The sequence below is a fragment of the Lentzea roselyniae genome (assembly GCF_039537795.1).
Classification (GTDB): domain Bacteria; phylum Actinomycetota; class Actinomycetes; order Mycobacteriales; family Pseudonocardiaceae; genus Lentzea; species Lentzea atacamensis.
The window spans coordinates 267,949-288,891 of record NZ_BAABBE010000004.1 but is presented as its reverse complement, the minus strand read 5'-3'; the positions used below and the strand labels follow the sequence as shown (position 1 = coordinate 288,891).

Here is a 20,943-nt window from a genome sequence, read left to right as displayed (position 1 = left end):
GTGCACGACCTTCACAGGGTTCCTCGCAGTTCGCGGACGGCTTCGCGGTTGAGCGGCAACGAGATCGCCGCGTAGACGCCGAACAGCACCAGTCCGGCGAGCAGCGCGCCGGCGATCCCGTTCGTGTCCGGCAGCAGCCGGGCGACGAGCGCGCAGCTCGCGCAGGCCGTGAGCAGCCCGGCGACGGTGCGGCCCAGTTCGGCCGGCGGGAACGCGAGGCCGTGCCGCACCAGCACCCACCAGGTGAGGGGCACGAGCAGCCAGACGATGACGGCCTGGGCGATCGCCACGGCCAGCACGCCGTGCCGTGTGGTGACCGCCAAGGCACTCAGCAGGGCCACCAGATGCGTCACTTCGAGCGCGAGGTACCACCGCGCCTGTCCCGCTGCCCGGATCACCTGGTACCAGGTGTGCAGCAGGCCGAGGCCGAGTCCGTAGGCGCACAACGCGATCAGCACCGGTGCCGCGGGAGCCCAGCGTTCACCGAACAGCACGACCTGGTCGGCGAGCAGAGCGATGACCACGAAGAAGCCGCCGGTGATCATCAGTGTGGCCTTGGTGAACCGCAGCACGGCGCCGGGCACGTCGCCGGTCCGTCCACTTCGGACCAGCTCGGCGCACACCGGGAACATCACGCCGCCCAGCACGACGGCCACGAGGATGTACGGCATCCAGGCGATCCGGAAGGCGAGCGAGTACACGCCGACGGCCGACGGCCCGAGCACGTGCCCGATCGTCAGGTAGTCCACGTTGATCAGCAACGTGGCGACGACGGCGCCAGGGCCGACGACAGCCGTCCAGCGCAACGCTTCCCCGGCGGCGGCACGGTCCCAGCGCGGACGCACCCGAGCTCCCGCGACCACCGCCAGCACGGGCTGGGCAACTGCCGTGCACAGCAGTCCGACGGCCATCGCGAGCGGCCCGAAGCCGAGTGCTGCCAGCACGATCGTGACCGCGGCACCCAGCACCATCCCACCCGCGTCCGGCAGCATCCGGCGCCGGAAGTCCAGATCGCGGTGCATCAGCGCCATCTGCACGCCACCGATCGCCGTGAACGGCAGGCTGAGCGCGGCGATCCGGATGAGCGTGGCGGGTGCCCCGAGCGCGGCGGCGAGTGGTTCCGCCGCGAGGAGCAGCACAACGGTGAGCACCAGGCCACCGCTCGCGCTCAGCGTCAGCACGGTGCCCGCGAGTCGTCCCGGATCCAGGTTCGTCCGGCTGATCACGTCGTAGACGCCCGCGGACTGCACGACCTGGCCGATGTTGACCAGCGACACCACGAGCGACACCGCACCCAGGCCGTCCTCGGTGAGCAGGGCCGCGAGCACCAGCGTGACCGCGACCTGACAGCCCTTGCTGACCACGTTGACCGCGAAGAGCCACAGCGATCCCCGTACCGCCCGCTCACCGACCCGGTTCGTCACGCGCGTTTCCTGGCCGCGACGACGACCAGCAGCACCCAGGCCACGACGATCGCCACGCCGTCCACCGTCACGTCCACCCGGCGGCCGAACAGCCCGATGATCGCGCTGTTCACGAAGTACAGGTGTGCGAACGGAACCAGCAGCGCCACCACCGCGAAGCCGGTGATCCGCCAGTCCCGTTCCTTCCTGCGCCGCCAGCACACCACCGCGACGGCGGCCATGGCGGGCACCGCGATCAACACGTCACCCGGCTGGTGCACCACCGCCACGACCGCGCCGACAGCGGTGATCAGGTCCGCGACCGACCGGCTGTCGGAGTCGCCGCGGTCGAGCTTCCTCGCGAGGTACGCGGTCGCCGCCAGCACACCGACCAGTGCCGTGAGCTCGGCCGCCGGCGGCAGCCAGTCCGTCACCCGGAAGAACACCGCCGGAAGATCCACCCGCTGCGCCGTCACGGAATCCACCGCGCCATAGCTGGTACCGCTGGCGTGCGCGAGATTCGCCGAGATCACGTCGAGGAACGGCCCGACGCCTCCGCCCCGGTACACCAGCAGCCCCACCACGGGCAGGCTCGCGAGCGCCGCGATGACCGTGCCGCCGAGCGCGACCCGCCGCGATCCGCGTGCGAACAGCAGAATCGCCAGCGGCAAGCCGAACTGCGGCTTCAGCCACGCCACCGCCAGCCCGAGCGCCGCCACCCGCGGATGACTGGACCTGGCCAGCAACGCCGCCGCCGCACCCACCGCGATCAACGGGTTGACCTGCCCCACGTACAGCTGCGCCTTGCCCACCTGGCTCGTCACCAGCAGCGCCCCGATCACGACGGTGCCCAGCACGAGCGGAAGCTTGGCCCGCCGCGCGGCCAGCAGCCCGAGAACTCCCAGGAGCACCAGAGACGCCAGGGTGAACGCGATCGCGCCGATCCGGTACTCGGGCAACGCGAACGGCAGGTGCAGCACCAGGTGGTACGGCTGGTAGAGGTTGAAGTTCTGCCGCACCGGCCAGTGCTCGAACATCGCCGCCGGGTCGTACGGGTTGCCGCCCGCCAGGAACTCCCGGATCGGGAAGTACAGCGCGTCGCGGAAGTCCTGCAGCCGTTCCTCGGCCAGGTTCTCCCCGGTCGGTGCCGGGACCTCCCACGACGGACGCAGGGCTCGTGCCGCGCTGAGTGCGCCGATGACGGCGACCGCGATGGTGATGAGCGTGCGGGTGTCGGGCTTGGTCGTGGTGATCACGTCAGCACCACCGCCACCAGGACCGCGGACGCCGGCAGCACCGCGAGAGCCGCGGCCAGGTCAACCGGTTCGCCCCCGCCGTCCGCGACCGCGATCACCGCCGTGCCCTCACCGGGCTCGGCCGCCTTGTCCGGCAACGACTCCGCCAGCGACTCGGCCTGCGCGGTCAGTCCGTGATCCGCGGGAATCACCCGCACCGGCCGGGCCGCCGCGACGCACAACGCCGTCAGCCGGTCGAGCATCTCGGGGTCGTCCTCGCGGACCAGCGCCACGGGATGCCGCACCCCGGCCGTGGCAACGGCGGCCCGCACCGCGGCCTCCCCGGTGCGGGGCCTGCGCAGCGCTCGCAGGGCGGCCGTCGCGATGCCCGCAGCCAGCGCCGCGGCAAGGGCGAGCCCTGCCGCGAGCTTCCAGTCCGGCGCCACCCGCGTGGTCTCCGGGCGTTCGTCGAGCACGCGCAACCGACCGGCCGGAGCGAGCAGGTTCGCGTCCGCCACGGCCTTCGCCACCGCGGTCACGGCGGCACCGGCCTGCTCGTCCGATCCCGCCCGCACCGACAGGCGGGCGAGTCCGGACGCCGGAACCAGCTCCACACCGACGCCGTCGGCGATCTCGCGCGGCGTGGTGGACGCTGCCCGCGCGGCGGCCTCCAGCACGGTCGGGCTGTGCACCATCTGGACGATCGCGGGCATCGCGAGCGAGGCCACCTCGCCGTACTGGGCAGCGGAGTCGGTCTGCGTGACCGGCACGGCGAGCACGGCGATCCGGCTCTCGTACTGCTCGCCCCGCAGAGACGTCACCGCCAGCACGAGCACCGCGACGACCAGCGCCACCGCGGTCGCCTCCAGCAGCGTGCGCTTGTTCACCGTTGTTCTCCCCCAATGGTTCGGAGCAGTTCGTCGTAGGACTTCATGAAGGTGTGCGGGTCGTGGTCGCGCTCGACGGCGGCCCGGCCCGCGGCGCCGGCCGCGGCGCACGCCCGTGCGTCGAACAGGAACGAGGCCAGCGCGGTCGCGGTCGCCGAGGGGGAGCGGCGGGGCACCAGCACGCCGCCACCACCGGACAACGCCTCGCGCACACCGTCCACATCGGACGCCACCACCGGGCGGCCGGCGGCCAGCGACTCCAGCACCGCGATCGGCATGCCCTCCCAGTCGCTGGTGAGCACCACGACGTCCGTGGCCTCCAGCAGATCCGGGACGTCACAACGGGTGCCGAGGAACCGCACGCGGTCACCCACACCGAGCTCCTCGGCGCGCCGCTCCAGGTCCGCGCGCAGGCTGCCGTCGCCCGCCAGCAGCAGGATCGCGCCCGCGACCATCGCCCACGCCTCCAGCAGCACGTCGTGCCGCTTCTGGGGTTCGAGGCGCGCCGGGCACAACGCCACCGGCACGTCGGGACCGATGCCGAGCACCCCGCGGATCGAGGCCCGGTCGACTCGGGGCGGCTCGGCGAACACCGCGTTCGGGATCACCTCGACGTCCACACCCAGCGCACGCAACCGGTCAGCGCTCGCCTCGGCAACGGCGACCACCGCACGTGAGGTACGCCGGAGAATCCGTGCCGCACCACCGAGATCCGACTCGGAGACACCGTGGAACACGGTCGCCACCGGCCGGCCACCCGCCGCCATCCGCGCCACGAGGCTCGCGGACACGTTGTGCGCCAGCACCACATCAGGACCGAAGGAGCGCACCGCCGAACGCACAGCGGAAACAGTGCGCAGCACTCCGGAGACCCTGCGCCGCGGCACCGGCACGTCGAACGTCGAGAAACCCTGCGCCCGCAAGGCCTCGGCACGATGCCCGCCGCCGCTCGCGACACCCGACTCCCAGCCGAAGTCGCCGCCGGCCCGCACCATGCCCGCGACGACGGCCTCGGCTCCTCCGGCGCCCATCTCACTGATGACGTGCAGCACACGCATCGCGCTCACTCTCCTCACGGCGCAGGTCGGCCGCGATCGCCACCGCGACCAGCGACCAGATCGGCAGGTAGTACTGCTCGGACAGGAAGGTCGCCGCGACCAGCGCGGCGATCAGCGACGCCTGGACCGCGAGCATCGACCGGTCGGCACGTGCACGCAGGACGCGTTCCGTCGCCACGAACGCCAGCGCGACCGCGCCGAGGAAGCAGGCGAGACCGGGCAGGCCGAGCTCCGCGCCGATCTCCAGGTAGATGTTGTGCGCCACCGGTGACTGCTCGTCGATCTCGGCGTTGCGCGAGGCCGCCGGGTACTCGCTGCGGAACCCGCCCGGCCCGACGCCGAGCACCGGGTTGTCCGCCAGCATGCGGGCGGCGGCCTGCCAGCGCAGCTCACGAGTGTCCACATTGGTCGCGGCGATGTACGTCTTCTCGGCGAGCGCCCGCTCCAGCACCGGTCCCGCGAAGACCACGGCGCCGAGCCCGATGACCGCGAGCCCGCTCACCGTCGCCGTGACCGCGCGCATCGACACGCCGCGCCGCGCCACGAGCCACACGGCGGCGAACGCCAGTGCGAGGCCACCACCGCGGGAGAACGTCGCCGCCGCGCCCGCCGCGAGGATCGCGCCTACCGGCAGCAGGAACCTCCTGGCGGGCAGGGCGATCAGCAGCGGAAGTGCCACCACCAGGAAGTAGGCGAGGTCGTTGGGGTCCTCCAGCGGGCCGGTCGCCCGTGCCTCACCGTCGACGACCAGGCTGTACAGCGCGCCGACCGCCGCGCTCACGGCACCGCCCACCGCCGCCGCGAGCACCGCCCGCACCGGCACTTCGCGTGCCACGACGTCGGCCAGCACCGCGGTGATCACCAGGAACGGCAGGAAGCGCTGGGTGTAGGCCGCCGTGAACGGATCAGCGGCGTGCACGGCCGACGAGGCCAGCAACACCACGGCGAACAGCGCCAGCAACGCGTGCAGCGGATGCGGCGCGGGCAGACGCCGCTCCCGCACCCGTTGCGCGACCCAGGACACGATCAGCAGCGCCGGCGTCACCTTCGCGAGGTGCGGGTGCACCTCCTGCAGGTAGCCCTCCAGCGGGGCCAGCAGGAGCGTCGCGCACGCGAGCACGCGCAGCAGCCACGTCATCCGCACAGCTCCGTCCGGCGCTCCCGGAGCAGCTCCGACAGCCGGTCGACGTGCGCTCCGGTGCCGACGACGTCGAAGTTCTCGCGCAGCGACGAAAGCACCCAGCCGAGCAGCGCGGCCTTCTCGGTACCCGGCACCGCCATGCCGGGGAAGAACTCCATCCCGGGCGCCTCGGCGCCGCTCAGCACGTCGGTCGGGTGCAGCAGCAACGACGGCGCTGTGCCGGTCAGCAGGCACAACCGCAGTGCGGCGCGGAAGTACCCGCGTGCCAGCCGTGGCGAGATCTGGTGCAGCTGCAACAGGTACGCGCCGTGGATGGGCACGCGCAGCAACGGCATGGTGGTCACCGGCAGCTCGACCAGACCGGTGCCGTGCCAGCGGAACGGGGTGTTCGGTGCCAGCACCTTGCCGAAGCCGCCGAAGAGATCGCCGGCACCTTCCGCCCGGTCGCGGGTGGTGCGGTTGTGGTACGCCCTGGCCAGCGGGCCGATCCACGTCGGCAGGGTGCTCGCGTCGTAGCGGTAGCCGCGCGCGGCCAGGATCTCCAGCAGTGCCGGGGTGACGCTGTAGCCGGGACCGCGGAACCCGGCCGGCCGGGGAGCGCCTGCGGCCGTGATCGCGTCCTCCGCCTTGACGAGCTCCGCCTCCAGCTCGGGCCGAGAGTACCGGTGCAGCCAGGGTTCGTGGCCCCACGAGTGGTTGGCCACCTCGTGCCCCGCCGCCACGATGTCGCGGACAGCCTGCGCCCCGTCGTCGCGTTCGGCGTCCGCCCCGACCACGAAAACCGTGGTGGTGAGCCGGTGTTCACCGAAGACGTCCAGCAGCCGGGGCACGGCCGTGGCGAGGAAGCTCGGCCTGCTCTCCCAGTCCGGGTTCCCGTGGGTCTTGAGGTAGGCCCACAGGTTGTCCAGGTCCAGCGAGACGCTCGCGGGTCTCACCCGGCCACCTCGGCGGTGGTGCGGTTCGGGGAGCCCAGCACCAGCACGCCGGCCACGACGAGCGTCATGCCGAACCCGACGGCCCACTCCCAGCCCGGTGTGATCCGGTCGCCCAGCATGCCGATGCCGATGACCGAGGTGAGCACCACGGTCGTCGCGTCCGTCGCCGCCACCGACGACGTGGCCGTGCCGCGTTGCAACGCGACCGCGAGGCAGGACTGGCCCACCAGCGCCGCCACGATCATCAACCAGGTCAGCGGGTTCAGCAGCATGTCGGCCGGCGACTCGTCCGCGACCGACCGGCCGATGATCGCCACGACCGCGAAGGCGGTGCCGGCGAGCACCGAGACGATGACGGAGTTCGAGCCCTGTGCGGCTCGTGAGCAGAACACGATCACGAGCAGCGGCAGCCCGAGCAGAACCAGTCCCGGCACCGCGGGGATGTCCTTCGCCACCGACGATTCCGACGCCGTGACCAGCAGGACGAGCCCGATCGCCATCATGACCAGCACCGCGATCTCCAGCGGCCGCACGCGCCACTTCAGCACCAGCAGGCCGAACGCGGTCGCGAGCCCGACGGCGCACGAAGATCCCGCCTGCACCAGGTACAGCGGCAGCTCGGCGCGGGCGAGGAACGCGAACCCGAAACCGCCCACCTGGCCCGCGAAACCGAACAGGTAGAGACGGTCCTTGGCCAGCCGGGCGAGGAGTCCCAGCCCGGTGCCCGGCCTGACGTCCGCCCGTTGTGCGGCAACGGTCTGGGCCACGATGCCCAAGCCGTACAGCGCGGTGGAGAAAACGAGCTCAAGGTATCCGGACATGCAGGACCTCCCTCGTCAAGGCTCCGAAGAATACGGAGCCGCGAGGGCGCTCCCCATTAGAGGGATATGCCACAACTAATTGCGAGAATTGGCAGACGATAATCGCTCGAAAGTGGAAGATATTTGCTCGAAAGGGTGACGAATCAGAGTTCGATGACGGTGCCGTCCGGTGGCACCTCGACGCCAGCCTCACGCAGCTTCGCGGCCTCGGGAGACTCCGGGTCGAGCACCGGGTTCGTGTTGTTGAGGTGGGTGTAGATGCGCCGGACGGAGGGGAATCGTCGCAGTTCAGGAAGGCTGTGTGTGATGGGCAGATGGCCCATGGCGGCCTGACCGGACGAGCTGCCAGTGGCCGAGCCCATCTCGGACGCCGCGTAGAAGGTGCCGTCGAGCAGCAGGCAGTCGGCCTCGGCCACGACGTCGTCGAAACCGGCGGGCCACGACGCCAGGCAAGGCGCGTAAACCAGCACGCCACCCGAAATCGGATCCTCGAAGCGGTATGCGACCACCCAATGCCCGTCCACGGTGGAGGAACGGGCGTATTTGGGACGCTTGCCGCTGATCGGAATCGCCGAGACCAGCAGCCCACCGAGGTCGAGCGGCTGGTACGCCTCGACCTGCCGCCACGCCACCGGCGCGTAGCCGTCGATCACCGTGCGCAGGTCGAACTGGTCCCGCAGCGCGTGCAGGACCGGTCCTGGTGCCCACACCGTCAGGCCGGCCCCGCCGCGCAACGTCAGCAGTCCCAGCGTGTGGTCCAGCTCGGCGTCGGTGAACAGGGCACCGCGGATCGGGGTGTCACGCGGGCCGGGGCCGGGGTTCAGCGGCGAACAGGCCGCGACCTGCGTGCGGATGTCCGGGGAAGCGTTGACCAGCCACCAGTCGGTGCCGTTGCCGCTGATCGCCAGGCAGTCCTGCGAACGCGACGGCAACTCACCGGAACGAGCGCGCACGCACAGAGCGCACGCGCAGTTCCATTGCGGGAAGCCGCCGCCGGCCGTGGTACCGAGCAGAACCGCTTTCAAGACATCTTCCTCATCGCCATGGCCGGAACCTCGGAAGGCGCCATCTCCGTCGCCAGGATCAGGTCCACAGTGGACCGGTCGGGGGACAGCGAGCACACCGGGTCGGTGTTGGCGGCATCACCGGTCAACTGGAACGCCTGGCACCGGCACCCGCCGAAGTCGATCTCCTTGCGCGGGCACGAGCGGCACGGGTCCTTCATCCACTCGTAGCCGCGGAAAGCGTTGAAGGAAGGTGAGTTGTGCCAGATGTCGTGCAACGACGAGTCCCGCACGTTCTCGATCTGCAACGACGAGATCACCGTGGCGGCGGGACAGGGGAGCACGTCGCCGTTCGGTGCCACCGTCAGCTGCCGCGCGCCCCACCCGTACATGCAGGGCTTCGGATGAGCCTCGTGGTAGTCGGCGATGACGTAGACGATCTCCATCCGCCCGCGCAGACGTTCCTGCGCCGCGGCGACGATCGGATCGGCCACCGCGAGCTGTTCGCGGGTGGGCAGCAGAACCGCCCGGTTGCGCAGAGCCCAGCCGTAGTACTGCGTGTTGGCGAGCTCGAGGCGTTCGGCGCCCATTTCCTCGGCCATCGCGATGATTCCGGCGATGTTGTCGAGGTTCTGCCGGTGCAGCACCGTGTTGACGGTGAGTGGCAGACCTTCCTCACGGATGTACGCCGCCGCCTCCACCTTCCGGTCGAACGCCTTGATGCCCGCGATCCGGTCGTTGCCGGCCTTCGTCGCGTCCTGCAGGGAGAGCTGCACGTGATCGACACCGCGAGAAGCCAGCTCCCGCAACCGTTCCCGGGACAGGCCGACTCCGGACGTGACCAGGTTGACGTAGCAGCCGAGGCTGTTCGCGTGCGCCACCAGCTCCGGCAGGTCCGGCCGGAGCAACGGCTCGCCGCCGGACAGGTGGATCTGCAGTGCTCCCAAGGACCGCGCCTGGTCGAAGACCCGGCGCCACGACTCGGTGTCGAGCTCGGCGTTGCGGCGGACCAGTTCGACGGGGTTCGAGCAGTAGCCGCACTGCAACGGGCATCGGTGCGCCAGCTCGGCCAGCAGGCCGAAAGGTGCCTCAGCCATCGACGTCCACCACCCTCCGTTCCACCAGCCTGGCCACGAGCTCGGCGATGTCCTCGGGCTGCACGCCCGCGTACACATCCCCTAGCGCCAGCGCGATGTCGCCGACCGACCGGACCCCGTCGCACAACGACACGACGGAGGCGGCGGTCTCGTTCAGCACCAGCACACCTTCGGGGAACAGGACGACGTGCGCTTCCCGGATCTGGTCGTAGGTGCACTTCACCCCACGCCGGATGCGCGGCACGGCGTCCAGGGCGACGACGGACGTCACGGCTTGCCCTTGCCCGAGTAGTAGTCGACGGTGTCCAGCACGGCACGCAGCACGTCGCACTTGAACGACAACGCGGCGATGGCCGCTTCCTGCTGGGCACGAGTACGGGAGTGCTCGACCACGATGTCCAAAGTGGCCTGTCCCTCACCGGCGACCGCCTGGATGCGGTTGGTGAAGTAGGCGAAGCCCTCCTCGGCGATCCACGGGTACTGCTCCCGCAATGCCGCCAAACGCTTGCGCATCAAGGCACCCGAGAACATCTCCGTGAGGCCGGAGGCGATGGCCTCGACCCACGGCTTGGTGCGCGCGAAGTTCACGTAGGCGTCGACGGCGAACCTGGTGCCGGGCAGCACGTGCCGTTCGTCGAGCACCTCTTCCCGCGTCAGCCCGACGGCTTCCGCGAGGCGGATCCAGTTCTCGGCGCCGCCCTCGCCCGGCTGCGTGCCGTCGTGCCAGATGATCCGTTCACGCCACTGACGTCGGATGTCTGGTATCGGGCAGTTGGAAAGGATCGCGGCGTCCTTCTGCGCGATGCAGCGCTGGTAGTACCAGCGGTTCGCGGCCCACGCCTGCAGCTCGTGCTTGCTCAGCTGACCCGCGTGCATGCGCAGGTGGAACGGGTGGCTGTCCCAGTACCGGGGCGCGAGGGCGCGGAGCTCGGCGACGAACTCCTCGGGAGGTACAGCGGTCATGGGCGGATACTCCTCGGCTGGGGGACGCGCGGCGAGGCGTGGGGCCGGGGTTCCTGCCCGCGAAACGGCAGGAACCCCGGCAGAAGCCCAACGTCAGCTGCGGGCTGCGTAGGCGGTGACCTCCATCGGCGTCTCGAAGTCGCGGAAGTCGGGCTTGACCCACTCGCGCTTGACCTCGGGAAGCTTCTGCTCGGCAGTGTTGACGACAACGTTCATGGCGCAACTCCTCGGGTCTCCGGCCGGCGTGCCCGATTGCTGGGCGCGCGGCACTTCCGTGGGGCGCGGCGGCGAACCACACGTTATGTCGTCCCGGCGGTCGAGGTCCAGACCGTACATAAAGTTACCTAAAGTCATCGGAGGGGTGACCCGATTGGTGGATGCGCTCCTGACTACACACCGTGGTTGTATCGGGAGGCCCCCAGCCCGCACCTTCCGACGCGGGCTCGCCGTCGCCGCACGACGCGAAAGTTGAGGGGTCAGCACAATGGGTGCTCGTCGAAGTGCGTACGCCGGCGTCCTCGCACTTGCGGTCGGACTGTCCAGCAGCCCGCTGGCGTCCGCGGCAGAGAGCGGCGAAGTCGGCACGATGGCCGTCAAAACGATCGCCACCGGCCTCAAGCAGGCCTGGAGCATCGACTTCCTGCCGGACGGCACCGGCATCTTCACGCAGAAGGACGCCAAGACCGTCTCCACCATCACCAAGGACGGCAAAGTCACGAAAGTCGGTGACATCCCCGGTGTCTCGGTGACGAAGGAAGCGGGCCTGCTGGGCATCGCGGTGTCGCCGACGTACGCCGCGGACAAGACGCTCTTCCTCTACTACACCACCGGAAGCGACAACCGGATCGCCACGTGGAAGATCGGTGACACGGCCACGAAGCCCATCGTCACCGGCATTCCGCGCGGCTCGCAGTTCCACCACGGCGGCCGCATCAAGTTCGGTCCCGACGGCTTCCTCTACGCCGGTACCGGTGACGGCCAGAACGGGAGCAACGCGCAGAACAAGAACTCCTTGGGCGGCAAGGTCCTGCGCATGACCAAGGACGGCAAGCCCGCGCCGGGCAACCCGTTCAACTCGCTCGTCTACTCCTACGGCCACCGCAACGTGCAGGGCCTGACCTGGCTGGGCAGCCAGCTCTACGTCTCCGACATCGGCGCCAGCAAGGTCGACGAGCTCAACAAGATCGACGCCGGCAAGAACTACGGCTGGCCGACCTGCGAGGGTTCGTGCGGCACCGCCGGGATGACCAACCCGGTGAAGCAGTGGCCGACCTCGCAGGCGACGCCGTCCGGCCTCACCACCTACAAGGGCCACTTCTACATGGCCTCCCTCAAGGGCGGCACGTTCAAGCTCACGCCGAACGGTGCCGGCGGCAAGATCTACACCAACCTCGGGCGCACGCGGGACGAGGTCGCGGGTCCCGACGGCTCGCTCTGGGTGATCACCCCTGGCGGGATCCACATCGCCGACGGCAACTGACCACACCGGACTCGGCTACCCGAGGTAGTTGAGAAACGTCCCTCGCCTCACCCGCTCGGAGGCGAGGGACGTCCCACACATCCGATGATCGTTGCGGGTTTATCCGGCTTGTGATTGGGCAACTACGCCCTGCAATGCCGCCGCAGTAGACAAACACGAGCGGACATTTAAGGAGAGCACATCCGTGCTCGTCGTATCGCGGTGGCGGCAGCCTGCCGTGGCCGCATCCCTCTGCGTGATCCCGGCCTCCGCGCAGGACGGCCCGCCGGTTCTCGCCGAACGGACAATCGCCACGAAGCTGGACATCCCGCGGGACATCGAGTTCCTGCCGGACGGCAGCGGCATCTTCACCGAGCGGGACACGCGCAAGATCAAGAAGATCACCGGCACCACCGTTACGGAACTGGACACGGTGGAACAGGCCCAGACGACCGGGTGGTGAGGGCGGGCTGCTCGGGCTCGCCGTGTCGAAGACCTTCGCGACCGACAACTCGGTCTTCATCTACTACTCCACGGCAAGCGACAACCGCGTCGCGAAGCTGCGGCTCGGCGGTACACCGCAGGTGATCGTGAGCGGCATCCCCAAGAACCGCTACCACAACGGCGGCGGCCTGGAGTTCGGCCCGGACGGTTTCCTGCGGGCGACCACGGGTGACGGCCAGAACACCAGCACGGCGCAGAACTGGAACTCGTCGGGCGGCAAGGTTCTCCGCTTCGACACCGCGGGCAGGCCCGCGGCCGGCACCCCTCGCGCCGGCAGCATCGTCTCGCGATCGGGCACTGCAACACCGCGGGGATGGCCAACCCGGTGAAGGCGTGGCCCACCAGCCAGGCCGGTCCGGCCGGCATCGGCTACTACAAGAACGCGTTGTACGTCGATGCTGTCACCGGCAGGCGCGTGTGGAAGATCCCGGTGAACGGCACCACGCTCGGCACCCCGCAGGCGGTGTTCACGAGCTACGGCCGCGTACGGGCGGTGGCTCCGGCGCCGGACGGCACGTTGTGGCTGGGAACGTCCAACCAGGACGGCCAGCCGGATGCGAACGACGACCGGATCGTCTCGACGGACGGCTGAGCCTGGGCCTAGTTGCGGGCTGCGGGCATCCGGCGGAGCTGGTCCAGCACTGCCGGATCCTGCAGCTGCATCCACTGGATCACCTCGGTGTAGGTGGCGCACACCGTTTCCGGCTTGTCGCACACGTACGCGAGGAACTGCTCCATCGCGTTCGAGAACGCCGAACCGTTCCACTCGTTGAAGTGGTTGCCGATCACGAGCGGCGCGCGGTTGCCGTTCAACGCGGCCTGGTGCACCGACTTGTACGTGTCGAAGACGATCTGGGCGAACTCGGTCGCGCGGTGGGGTTCGTCCCTGGCGCCGTTGAGCGCGTACCAGAGGTTGAAGTCCATCATGACGACCTGCCTGCCCAGCGCGGGAACCCTCACCTCGGGCATCGGGAACTCGTATAGTCCGTTTTGGACGGACGGCCACTGCACGCCCAGCGCAACCTTGCTGGTGTCGTAGGCCAGTCCGTTGGCCGCCATCGCGGGGAAAGCGTGGTCCCAGTTGCCTTCCAGGCACGGCGTCCGTCCACCCCGGACAGCGCCGTCGGCGAGCTTGAAGCCTGCGGCACGTGCCCTGTCCACGATCTGCTTGAACTGGGCGAGCTCCTCGTTCCACGCCTTGCTGTCCCACTTGTCGACCGACGGCTGGGTGCCGCCGGAGCAGAAGTGGCCGTTGTAGTGCGTGCCGATCTCGTGGCCCTCGTCGATCACCTGGTTGAGGTAGCCGATGCGGGCGGCGATGTCCTGTTTGCTGCCACCGAAGGAGATGTCGGAGACGCCGCGCTTGAGTCCCGCGGGCGGCTGGTACTGCATCTTGTCCTGGTCGGCCAGCATGTACACGCCGGACAGCAGACCGGTGACGTGCGCCTTCTTCTCCCTGGCGATCGGCAGGACCTTGTCCCAGTGCTGCTTGGAGACCGCGCCGTCGAAGGAGAACAGCACGAACTGCGGTGGCTTCTCACCGGGTGCGAGCTTGTGCATCCACGGCTGCTGCTGCAGTTGTTCGGGGCTCGGCGCGGGAACTGCCGGCGTGGGGCCGGCGTCCTTGGGGGCGGGCAGCCGAGGTGCCATCGGCAGGGGACCGGCGTCCGCCTGGCTCTGCTGGTCCTTGGTCGGGCCGAGAGTCATCACCAGCACGAGGGCCAGCGCAAGCGCCAGGCCCGTGGTCAACCATCCCCACCGTTTCACACTTATGGAGACGACTGGTCACCCGAAGGGGTTGCTTCATTACGCAACGGGTTCGGCGATCACCACGCGGTTGGCCTCGTAACCCTGCTGGCCTCCGATCCACGTGCCGCCGCAGGTGACCAGCACCAACCGGTGCGGCCCGCGCGGGCCGAAGAACTCGACGGCGCGGGCAGGCAGTTCTTCCTTGCGCACCGTCTCGATCTGGTTGATGCGGAACTTGAACTCCTTGCCGGCACTGTCCGCGATCACGACCTCACGGCCGTTCTGGGCCTGCCACAGCTCGGCGAAGGGACCCCTGGCGCCCTTCCAGTCGACGTGCCCGGCGAGGACCGTCGCGCCTTCCTGCTCCGCGAGCTCGGCGCCCCACCAGGTGGCCTCGGCGATGCCGTCGGGAACGGGCAGCACGCCGTCCTTCACCTCGCGGCGGACCAGCGTGGCCGTGCCTCCCGAAGGCAGCCGGACCGAGCCGGGACCGGCCTTGGGCGGCGCCGGTTGTGGTTGCGTGGGCTCCGCGGGCTTGGCGTTTGCCGTGTTCGCGCCACCGACCAGCCCGGTGAGGTCGGCCCCGCGGCCGGTGCTGAGGCTGTCAGCGACCGGCCCCGGCCCGACCACGGGGATCTCGTCCGCGACCGCGTGCCCCTTGAGCACCTCGGTCCCGGACGCGGTGACCAGCACGCTGGTGGCGGCAACACCCGCCACCAGCGCGCCGGTCAGAAACGCCTTGGGACTCACTGCCTGCGCCACACCAGGAAGCCTGCCAGCGCCGCACCGAGCAGCACGAGGCCACCCACCGCGAGCATCACACCCGGACGCAGCTGCGTTTCGAACGACGCGGTCGCGACGGGCGTCTTGCCGTCCTGACCGGCCGGGATCGTGCTGGGCACGACGGGCTTGTTGGGCTTGTTCACCAGTTCGAGCGCGAGCGTCTGTCCTGCCGCGAGCGTGCCGCACGAGGCCGGTGGTGCCTTCGGGTCGAAGAACTCCTCGTACCCCTTCGGTGCCGCCACCTCGACGAGGCAGATCTCCTGCGGGGTGCGCAGGTCCGGGACCTCGACCGTGCCGTCGGCACCGGTCTGCAGCACCAGCGGCTTGCCGTCGGTGCCGACCAGCTCGGTGTCGTCCTGCTTGAGCGCGGGCTTCGTCTGGTCCTTGGACGTGACGCGCAGGGCGACGCCCGCGATGGCCTTCTTGGTCTCCGAGTCGATCTTCGTGATCTTCACCTTGCCGGGCGCGGTCTTGGCCTGTCCGGTGGCGTTCGCGCTCAGCTTCTTCTCGCCGCCCGTGGTGACCATGCGCTGCATGTTGTCCGTCGAGATCGGCTGGTGCACGACCGGCTTGTCGGCGGGGGAGTCCGCGTTGGCCGCGATCGAGGGCTTCGGGCCCGTGGGGAGGATCTTGATCGTGGCCGGGCTGCCGTCGGCGCCCGTGGTGGCCTTGCCGCCGACACTGCCGTCGACGAGCGTCGCGTCGGTCAGCGTGAAGTCGATCGGCGCGCTGGGCACGCCCTGGCCGTTCGCCTTGACCAGCGACACGGTCCAGCTCGACTCGGTGCCGATGATCAGCGGTTCCTTGGGGGCGGTGGCGCTGAGCGTCCACGGGCCGCGGTTGGCCTCGGCGTCGGCTTTCAGGCGCGCGACGGTGTCCATGACGGCGGGCGGCAGCTTCGAGGCGTAGAACGCGCTGTCGTAGGCGAGGTACTTGGGGTCGGTCGCGCCGAGGTTCACGTTGCCGTCGACAGGAGAGGTCCAGGTGTGGAGGAGGTGCGCGAGCGCGGCCGCCTCTTCCGCGGACTTCGTCGTGGAGTAGCGCAGCAGGAGGTAGGAGATGTTCGCCGCGATGTCGGACGGGAGCTTCTTGCCCGCCTTCGTCAGCAGCTCGTCGCCTTCCTTGTAGCCGACGTTGCTGTCCGGCGCGGGCAGTGCGTACTGCACGCACCACACGTGCTTGTTCTGCCAGACGTAGGACCCGTGCCACTCGCTGCCCGGTGTGGCGTTGGGCTGGAGCCCTGACGCGTTGTGGCCGATGCCCTTGACGCCGACTGCTGTCGCCGTCGTGGGTGCGGTCAGGAGTGCGAGACCCGAGACCACCGCCACGGCGGCAAGACGTTTCCAGCCCATTTTGGATCTTGGTCCCCTCTGACCTGTGGTAACTCCGCGTGCGAGCCTGGCGGTACCCCACACCGGGTACAAGCCGCCACGAGGGGGAAGTGTGTCGTCACCGTCCGTGTGAATGTGATTGAAATGTGACGCGCGTTACTCGCTTCAGGAGTGACACGCCGCGACACGCCGTAGTCTCACTACGCTCCGGAGTTAGCGCAGTATTTGCGCACGTGTGATCGTCGTCAGGGGTAAAGTCGCCTTTACCGACGGGGAACCTGGCACCTAGCGTGCTCGTTGTACCCGTGACGGCGTAAAGCAACGCCCCAGGAGGACCAGGTGCGCTCCAGCAGCAACCCGGCTTTCCGTAACCTGCCGACCGGCGGCGGGTACGGAGGCTATGCAGGCTTCGGCCAGCCAGAGGCCGGCTACCAGCAGGCTCCGCCGCCGCTGACCAGCGAGCGGCCCATGACGATCGACGACGTCGTCACGAAGACCGGCATCACGCTCGCCGTGGTGGCCGCGACCGCCGTCGTCACGTACGTGATGCAGTGGTGGAACCTTCTGTTCCCGGCCGCGATCATCGGCCTCGTGCTCGCGCTGATCATCATGTTCAAGCGCATGCCGAGCCCGCCGCTCGTCATCGCCTACGCGGCCGTCGAGGGCATCTTCCTCGGTGCCTTCAGCGGCATCATCGGCGCCATGATCGACCGCTGGACCGGTCCGGGTCAGGGTGTCGTCGTGATCGGCCAGGCGATCATCGGCACGATCGGCGTGTTCGCCGGCATGCTGATCGTCTACAAGACGGGCGCGATCCGAGTCACGCCGAAGTTCACCAAGTGGATCACCGGCGCGATCATCGGCGTCGCCGTCCTCATGCTCTTCAACCTGATCATGAGCTTCTTCACCGACGGCGGCCTCGGCCTCCGCAACGGCGGCGCGCTCGCGATCATCTTCAGCCTCGTCTGCATCGGTCTCGCGGCGTTCAGCTTCCTGATCGACTTCGACGCCGCCGACCAGGCGATCCGGGCCGGTGTGCCGGCCAAGTTCGCGTGGCAGATCGCGTTCGGTCTCACGGTCACCCTGGTGTGGCTGTACACCGAGATCCTGCGCCTGCTGTCGTACTTCAACTCGGACTGACGTCCCGGGGGTTTCCGGAGGGCGCTTCGCTTCGGCGGGGCGCCCTCCGGCGTTTGGGGGTGGAGTGAGCAAGAGGTTCGGAGAGGCGATGCGGCTGATGCGCCGCCGCAACGGCCAGGACTGCGAAACCGGCTTCGCCATGCTGAAGCCCCACGCGGCGGAGCACCTCGACGAGCTCATCGAGGAGTTCCACCGCGAGGAGGACGACCAGGGCCTGCGCGCCTGGTTGCTGGAGCTGATCGGCGAAGCCGGGGATCCCAGGGCGTTGCCGCTCTTCGTCGCTCACCTCGACGACGAGCGCTTCGGGGACTGGGCGATCTGGGGCCTCGAGAAGCTCGACACCAAGGAAGCTCGGACGGCGCTCTACCGCCACAGGTCGAACAAGCACACCTAGGGGAGATCCGTGGATCACGCGTACCGGCTGGAGATGAAACCGCCCGCGGTCGACGACTACCTGCGCCTGCGCAAGGAATCAGGCCTCAGCGCGCGCACCGTCGAAGAAGCCGAGAACGGCATCAACGGCGCCTGGGCCAGCGCACACGTCGTCCACGTGGAGTCAGGCGAGACCGTGGGCATGGGCCGCGTGCTCAGCGACGGCGGCTGGTACTTCCACATCATCGACATGGCGGTGTTGCCGCACCATCAGCGCAAGGGCATCGGCGACGCGATCATGACAGCGCTGCTGGACCGCATCGGCGAACACGCGCCGAACGCGTACGTCAACCTGCTCGCCGACCCGCCCGGCCGTCGTCTCTACGAACGGCACGGCTTCACCGAGAGCGCACCGGCGTCGGTCGGCATGAGGCGGGTCTAGGCCCGCCAGCGGACATCGGGCAGTTGCGTGCCCACCTTGATCAGGCAGGTCGTGCAGAGGGCGCCTGCCTGGGCACGCGACACCCGCTCATCGGGTACCGAGTGTTCGCAGACGGCCTCGTAAAAGCTGCGGGAACCGTTGGCTTGGTCGAGGGAGAAGGCATGGCATTGCAGGTCGTATTCGCTTTGCCACCACACGTACGGCATGTCCGACCCTCCTTGCTCATCGCGGTAGGGACGGACTCCCCCTCGCCTGATGACGCCGTTACGCGACGAATTACGTCATCGGCAGAAAGGTGGCAGGCAAGTAGCTCCGTTCGGGTGAAGCGGAGCTACTTGCAAGCGTCAATTTGCAGATCTTGGGGATCTCAGCTCAGGCGCTCGATGACCATCGCCATGCCCTGACCACCGCCGACGCACATGGTCTCGAGACCGAACTGCTTGTCGTGGAACTGCAGGGAATTGATCAGGGTCGAGGTGATGCGCGCACCGGTCATGCCGAACGGGTGACCGACGGCGATGGCGCCACCGTTCACGTTCAGCCGGTCCAAATCGATTCCGAGGTCCTGGTACGAAGGAATCACCTGGGCCGCGAACGCCTCGTTGATCTCCACGAGGTCGATGTCGGAGATCGACAATCCGGCCAGTGCCAGCGCGCGCTTCGAGGCCTCGACCGGGCCGAGACCCATGATCTCCGGCGACAGGCCGGAGACGCCCGTCGACACGATCCTGGCGAGCGGGGTGATGCCGAGCTCTCGCGCCTTCGTGTCGGACATGATCACGAGAGCCGCGGCGCCGTCGTTCAACGGGCAGCAGTTGCCGGCGTTGATCCGGCCGTCGGGGCGGAAGACCGGCTTCAGAGAAGAAACCGCCTCATACGTCACGCCCGCGCGCGGGCCGTCGTCCGCGGAGACCACGGTGCCGTCGGGCAGCGTCACCGGAGTGATCTCGCGGGCCCAGAAGCCGTCCGCGATCGCCTTCTCGGCGAGGTTCTGCGAGCGGACGCCGAACTCGTCCATCTCCTGCCGCGAGACGCCCTTCAGCAGCGCCAGGTTCTCGGCGGTCTGGCCCATCGGGATGTAGATGTCCGGGACGACGCCCAGCGAACGCGGGTCCACCCACTCGTCCGCACCGGACTGGGCCACCGAAACGGTCCGGGCCTCGGCGTCGGCGAACAGCGGGTTGTGGGTGTCCGGCCACGAGTCGGAGCTGCCCTTCGCGAACCGCGACACCGTCTCGACGCCGGCCGAGATGAACACGTCGCCCTCGCCCGCCTTGATGGCGTGCAGGGCCATGCGCGTGGTCTGCAACGACGAGGCGCAGTACCGCGTGACGGTCGTGCCGGGCAGCGAGTCCTGCCCGAGCAGGACGGCCACCACGCGCGCCATGTTGAAGCCCTGCTCGCCGCCGGGCAGGCCGCAGCCGAGCATCAGGTCGTCGATCTGCGCGGGGTCGAGCTGCGGGACCTTGTCGAGCGCTGCTCGCACCATCTGTGCGGCCAGGTCGTCCGGCCGCACGTCCTTCAGCGAACCCTTGCCCGCGCGGCCGATGGGGGAGCGGGCGGCGGAGACGATCACGGCCTCAGGCATCACGAAACTCCTCGTTGAGAGTCAAGGTCGCGGTCGAGCGTAGTTAACGCCCGCTCACCCCGGCCAGCGCACGTGACGCGAATTTCGAAACTCAGGCGTGCCGCCTTTGCAGCCACCCCGGCACGCGGGACGGCCGCAGCGCGAGAGCCGCCGCCGACCGCCTCGGCAACGCGGGCGTGCCCCAACCCGGCCACAACCCCACCACCTGGCACAACGGCGCCAGCAGCACGCCGGCCGCGGCCTCGTAACCGACGGCGCTGGGGTGAAAGCGGTCGGAGCTGAACATGTCGACGTGCCGCGCCATGAACTCGGGCGCCAGCAGGTTCGCTAGCGACACCGGCACTCCACCCGCCCGCGACACCTCCGCGGTCTGCGCCTCGGCCAGCCGCAGGCTGTACCTGTGCCCGACGTAGCGCAACGGCTGCGGAATCGGCCGCACGATCCCGAGATCGGGGCAGGTGCCGACGACGACACCGCAGCCGGCGGCGCGCAGCTTGCGGACCTGCTCGCCCAGCAGCCGCGCCGACTCGCCGACGCCCAGCCGGGAGGTGACGTCGTTCGCACCGATGATGATCAGCGCGACGTGCGGTGCGTCCCGGACGGCCGCGTCGACCTGCGACACCAGGTCCCGCGTCGTCGAGCCGCTGACGGCGTAGGTCGAGAGCCGCACCGGCCGTCCCGCCTCCTCGGCCAGCGCCTGGGCCAGCAGCACGCCCGGCATCTGCGAGGGATGCGTCACACCGACACCCACCGCCATCGAGTCGCCGAGCACGGCGAACCGCAGCGGGTCGCCGCCGTCGTCGGAGTAGACACCGTCCGGCGCGGGCCACAGGTGCTCCAGCACGCCGATGGCGATCCGGGCGCGTCTGCCCTGCTCGCTCAGCAACCCGACCAGCGCACCGGAGAGCCCTCCGAGCGTCGCGGCGGTCATGGCCACCGCTCGCAGCGTCCTCAGTCCGATCATCCGCAACACCCCCTTTCCGGGGAAATCGTCGGCACCGCCGTTCGAATCAACCTCCGCAGCCACTAGA

General features: G+C 69.4%; 25 protein-coding genes. 7 read left to right on the top strand and 18 right to left on the bottom strand.

Features of this window, described 5'->3' with window-relative positions; translation table 11 throughout:
• Positions 1-11: 11 nt before the first annotated feature.
• From ABFX45_RS08970 to pqqA, 12 genes are all read right to left on the bottom strand, one after another.
• Positions 12-1,424 carry an oligosaccharide flippase family protein gene (locus ABFX45_RS08970; RefSeq protein WP_346128929.1) on the bottom strand — a complete coding sequence of 471 codons (1,413 nt, stop codon included), beginning with the start codon at positions 1,422-1,424 and terminating at the stop codon, positions 12-14.
• On the bottom strand, positions 1,421-2,659 hold the full coding sequence (locus ABFX45_RS08965; protein WP_346128927.1) for a glycosyltransferase family 87 protein: 1,239 nt from the start codon (positions 2,657-2,659) through the stop codon (positions 1,421-1,423). The genes ABFX45_RS08970 and ABFX45_RS08965 overlap by 4 nt, the downstream gene beginning before the upstream one ends.
• Entirely contained in the window at positions 2,656-3,525 is an 870-nt protein-coding gene (locus ABFX45_RS08960) for a hypothetical protein (protein ID WP_346128925.1), read from the bottom strand. The genes ABFX45_RS08965 and ABFX45_RS08960 overlap by 4 nt, the downstream gene beginning before the upstream one ends.
• On the bottom strand, positions 3,522-4,583 hold the full coding sequence (locus ABFX45_RS08955; RefSeq protein WP_346128923.1) for a glycosyltransferase: 1,062 nt from the start codon (positions 4,581-4,583) through the stop codon (positions 3,522-3,524). Before ABFX45_RS08955 ends, ABFX45_RS08960 begins: the two co-directional genes overlap by 4 nt.
• Positions 4,558-5,721, bottom strand: coding sequence for an O-antigen ligase family protein (locus ABFX45_RS08950; RefSeq protein WP_346128921.1), 1,164 nt, complete (start codon positions 5,719-5,721; stop codon positions 4,558-4,560). Before ABFX45_RS08950 ends, ABFX45_RS08955 begins: the two co-directional genes overlap by 26 nt.
• Positions 5,718-6,659, bottom strand: a complete 942-nt coding sequence (locus ABFX45_RS08945; RefSeq protein WP_346128918.1) for a polysaccharide deacetylase family protein — start codon at positions 6,657-6,659, stop codon at positions 5,718-5,720. The genes ABFX45_RS08950 and ABFX45_RS08945 overlap by 4 nt, the downstream gene beginning before the upstream one ends.
• On the bottom strand, positions 6,656-7,480 hold the full coding sequence (locus ABFX45_RS08940; protein WP_346128916.1) for a hypothetical protein: 825 nt from the start codon (positions 7,478-7,480) through the stop codon (positions 6,656-6,658). Before ABFX45_RS08940 ends, ABFX45_RS08945 begins: the two co-directional genes overlap by 4 nt.
• Before the next feature lie 143 nt (positions 7,481-7,623).
• Positions 7,624-8,505: a pyrroloquinoline quinone biosynthesis protein PqqB gene (pqqB, locus tag ABFX45_RS08935; RefSeq protein ID WP_346128914.1), complete on the bottom strand. Its 882-nt coding sequence runs from the start codon at positions 8,503-8,505 to the stop codon at positions 7,624-7,626.
• A complete protein-coding gene (gene pqqE / locus ABFX45_RS08930; RefSeq protein WP_346128912.1) occupies positions 8,502-9,581 on the bottom strand; it encodes a pyrroloquinoline quinone biosynthesis protein PqqE in 1,080 nt (359 codons plus the stop codon). Before pqqE ends, pqqB begins: the two co-directional genes overlap by 4 nt.
• On the bottom strand, positions 9,574-9,852 hold the full coding sequence (pqqD, locus tag ABFX45_RS08925) for a pyrroloquinoline quinone biosynthesis peptide chaperone PqqD (RefSeq protein ID WP_233439203.1): 279 nt from the start codon (positions 9,850-9,852) through the stop codon (positions 9,574-9,576). Before pqqD ends, pqqE begins: the two co-directional genes overlap by 8 nt.
• Positions 9,849-10,544 carry a pyrroloquinoline-quinone synthase PqqC gene (gene pqqC, locus ABFX45_RS08920; RefSeq protein WP_109632203.1) on the bottom strand — a complete coding sequence of 232 codons (696 nt, stop codon included), beginning with the start codon at positions 10,542-10,544 and terminating at the stop codon, positions 9,849-9,851. Before pqqC ends, pqqD begins: the two co-directional genes overlap by 4 nt.
• A gap of 93 nt (positions 10,545-10,637) precedes the next feature.
• The gene (pqqA, locus tag ABFX45_RS08915) at positions 10,638-10,760 is read right to left on the bottom strand and encodes a pyrroloquinoline quinone precursor peptide PqqA (protein ID WP_109632205.1); all 123 of its coding nucleotides are present in this window, start codon (positions 10,758-10,760) and stop codon (positions 10,638-10,640) included.
• A gap of 268 nt (positions 10,761-11,028) precedes the next feature.
• On the opposite strand from pqqA, the gene ABFX45_RS08910 reads away from it, so the two are divergent.
• From ABFX45_RS08910 to ABFX45_RS08895, 4 genes are all read left to right on the top strand, one after another.
• The gene (locus ABFX45_RS08910) at positions 11,029-12,024 is read left to right on the top strand and encodes a PQQ-dependent sugar dehydrogenase (RefSeq protein ID WP_109632207.1); all 996 of its coding nucleotides are present in this window, start codon (positions 11,029-11,031) and stop codon (positions 12,022-12,024) included.
• A gap of 184 nt (positions 12,025-12,208) precedes the next feature.
• Positions 12,209-12,466 carry a hypothetical protein gene (locus tag ABFX45_RS08905; RefSeq protein ID WP_346128908.1) on the top strand — a complete coding sequence of 86 codons (258 nt, stop codon included), beginning with the start codon at positions 12,209-12,211 and terminating at the stop codon, positions 12,464-12,466.
• Between the two features lie 22 nt (positions 12,467-12,488).
• The gene (locus tag ABFX45_RS08900) at positions 12,489-12,836 is read left to right on the top strand and encodes a PQQ-dependent sugar dehydrogenase (RefSeq protein ID WP_346128906.1); all 348 of its coding nucleotides are present in this window, start codon (positions 12,489-12,491) and stop codon (positions 12,834-12,836) included.
• The gene (locus ABFX45_RS08895; RefSeq protein WP_346128904.1) at positions 12,821-13,099 is read left to right on the top strand and encodes a PQQ-dependent sugar dehydrogenase; all 279 of its coding nucleotides are present in this window, start codon (positions 12,821-12,823) and stop codon (positions 13,097-13,099) included. The genes ABFX45_RS08900 and ABFX45_RS08895 overlap by 16 nt, the downstream gene beginning before the upstream one ends.
• Before the next feature lie 8 nt (positions 13,100-13,107).
• On the opposite strand, the gene ABFX45_RS08890 is transcribed toward ABFX45_RS08895, so the two are convergent.
• From ABFX45_RS08890 to ABFX45_RS08880, 3 genes are read right to left on the bottom strand one after another with little or no spacing between them, the layout of a single operon-like run.
• Entirely contained in the window at positions 13,108-14,256 is a 1,149-nt protein-coding gene (locus tag ABFX45_RS08890) for a polysaccharide deacetylase family protein (protein ID WP_346128902.1), read from the bottom strand.
• Positions 14,257-14,313: 57 nt separating this feature from the next.
• Positions 14,314-15,018 (bottom strand): class F sortase, encoded by a 705-nt coding sequence (locus tag ABFX45_RS08885; protein WP_346128900.1) that lies wholly within the window; start codon positions 15,016-15,018, stop codon positions 14,314-14,316.
• The gene (locus ABFX45_RS08880; protein WP_109632213.1) at positions 15,003-16,391 is read right to left on the bottom strand and encodes an MSCRAMM family protein; all 1,389 of its coding nucleotides are present in this window, start codon (positions 16,389-16,391) and stop codon (positions 15,003-15,005) included. The genes ABFX45_RS08885 and ABFX45_RS08880 overlap by 16 nt, the downstream gene beginning before the upstream one ends.
• A gap of 318 nt (positions 16,392-16,709) precedes the next feature.
• Here ABFX45_RS08880 and ABFX45_RS08875 point away from each other — a divergent pair, with 318 nt between their 5' ends.
• The 3 genes from ABFX45_RS08875 (at position 16,710) to ABFX45_RS08865 (ending at position 18,324) form a co-directional block, all read left to right on the top strand.
• The gene (locus ABFX45_RS08875; protein WP_109632215.1) at positions 16,710-17,510 is read left to right on the top strand and encodes a Bax inhibitor-1/YccA family protein; all 801 of its coding nucleotides are present in this window, start codon (positions 16,710-16,712) and stop codon (positions 17,508-17,510) included.
• A gap of 64 nt (positions 17,511-17,574) precedes the next feature.
• Positions 17,575-17,904, top strand: a complete 330-nt coding sequence (locus ABFX45_RS08870; RefSeq protein ID WP_109632217.1) for a HEAT repeat domain-containing protein — start codon at positions 17,575-17,577, stop codon at positions 17,902-17,904.
• Positions 17,905-17,913: 9 nt separating this feature from the next.
• Positions 17,914-18,324, top strand: a complete 411-nt coding sequence (locus ABFX45_RS08865) for a GNAT family N-acetyltransferase (RefSeq protein ID WP_211337149.1) — start codon at positions 17,914-17,916, stop codon at positions 18,322-18,324.
• On the opposite strand, the gene ABFX45_RS08860 is transcribed toward ABFX45_RS08865, so the two are convergent.
• The 3 genes from ABFX45_RS08860 to ABFX45_RS08850 all read right to left on the bottom strand — a co-directional run bounded on the left by ABFX45_RS08860 (position 18,321) and on the right by ABFX45_RS08850 (position 20,876).
• Positions 18,321-18,530, bottom strand: a complete 210-nt coding sequence (locus tag ABFX45_RS08860) for a hypothetical protein (RefSeq protein ID WP_109632219.1) — start codon at positions 18,528-18,530, stop codon at positions 18,321-18,323. The two genes, ABFX45_RS08865 and ABFX45_RS08860, sit on opposite strands and share 4 nt — an antisense overlap.
• Before the next feature lie 161 nt (positions 18,531-18,691).
• Entirely contained in the window at positions 18,692-19,912 is a 1,221-nt protein-coding gene (locus ABFX45_RS08855; protein ID WP_346128896.1) for an acetyl-CoA C-acetyltransferase, read from the bottom strand.
• A 91-nt stretch (positions 19,913-20,003) separates the two neighbouring features.
• Entirely contained in the window at positions 20,004-20,876 is an 873-nt protein-coding gene (locus tag ABFX45_RS08850; RefSeq protein ID WP_346128894.1) for an SGNH/GDSL hydrolase family protein, read from the bottom strand.
• Positions 20,877-20,943 lie beyond the last annotated feature (67 nt).

Excerpts from the sequence above, each read along its gene's own strand:
- ABFX45_RS08955 (WP_346128923.1), bottom strand. The coding sequence starts at position 4,583 with ATGCGTGTGCTGCACGTCATCAGTGAGATGGGCGCCGGAGGAGCCGAG.
- ABFX45_RS08950 (WP_346128921.1), bottom strand. The coding sequence starts at position 5,721 with ATGACGTGGCTGCTGCGCGTGCTCGCGTGCGCGACGCTCCTGCTGGCC.
- ABFX45_RS08940 (WP_346128916.1), bottom strand. The coding sequence starts at position 7,480 with ATGTCCGGATACCTTGAGCTCGTTTTCTCCACCGCGCTGTACGGCTTG.
- pqqE (WP_346128912.1), bottom strand. The coding sequence starts at position 9,581 with ATGGCTGAGGCACCTTTCGGCCTGCTGGCCGAGCTGGCGCACCGATGC.
- pqqC (WP_109632203.1), bottom strand. The coding sequence starts at position 10,544 with ATGACCGCTGTACCTCCCGAGGAGTTCGTCGCCGAGCTCCGCGCCCTC.
- pqqA (WP_109632205.1), bottom strand. The coding sequence starts at position 10,760 with ATGAACGTTGTCGTCAACACTGCCGAGCAGAAGCTTCCCGAGGTCAAG.
- ABFX45_RS08910 (WP_109632207.1), top strand. The coding sequence starts at position 11,029 with ATGGGTGCTCGTCGAAGTGCGTACGCCGGCGTCCTCGCACTTGCGGTC.
- ABFX45_RS08895 (WP_346128904.1), top strand. The coding sequence starts at position 12,821 with ATGGCCAACCCGGTGAAGGCGTGGCCCACCAGCCAGGCCGGTCCGGCC.
- ABFX45_RS08880 (WP_109632213.1), bottom strand. The coding sequence starts at position 16,391 with ATGGGCTGGAAACGTCTTGCCGCCGTGGCGGTGGTCTCGGGTCTCGCA.
- ABFX45_RS08860 (WP_109632219.1), bottom strand. The coding sequence starts at position 18,530 with ATGCCGTACGTGTGGTGGCAAAGCGAATACGACCTGCAATGCCATGCC.
- ABFX45_RS08855 (WP_346128896.1), bottom strand. The coding sequence starts at position 19,912 with ATGCCTGAGGCCGTGATCGTCTCCGCCGCCCGCTCCCCCATCGGCCGC.
- ABFX45_RS08850 (WP_346128894.1), bottom strand. The coding sequence starts at position 20,876 with ATGATCGGACTGAGGACGCTGCGAGCGGTGGCCATGACCGCCGCGACG.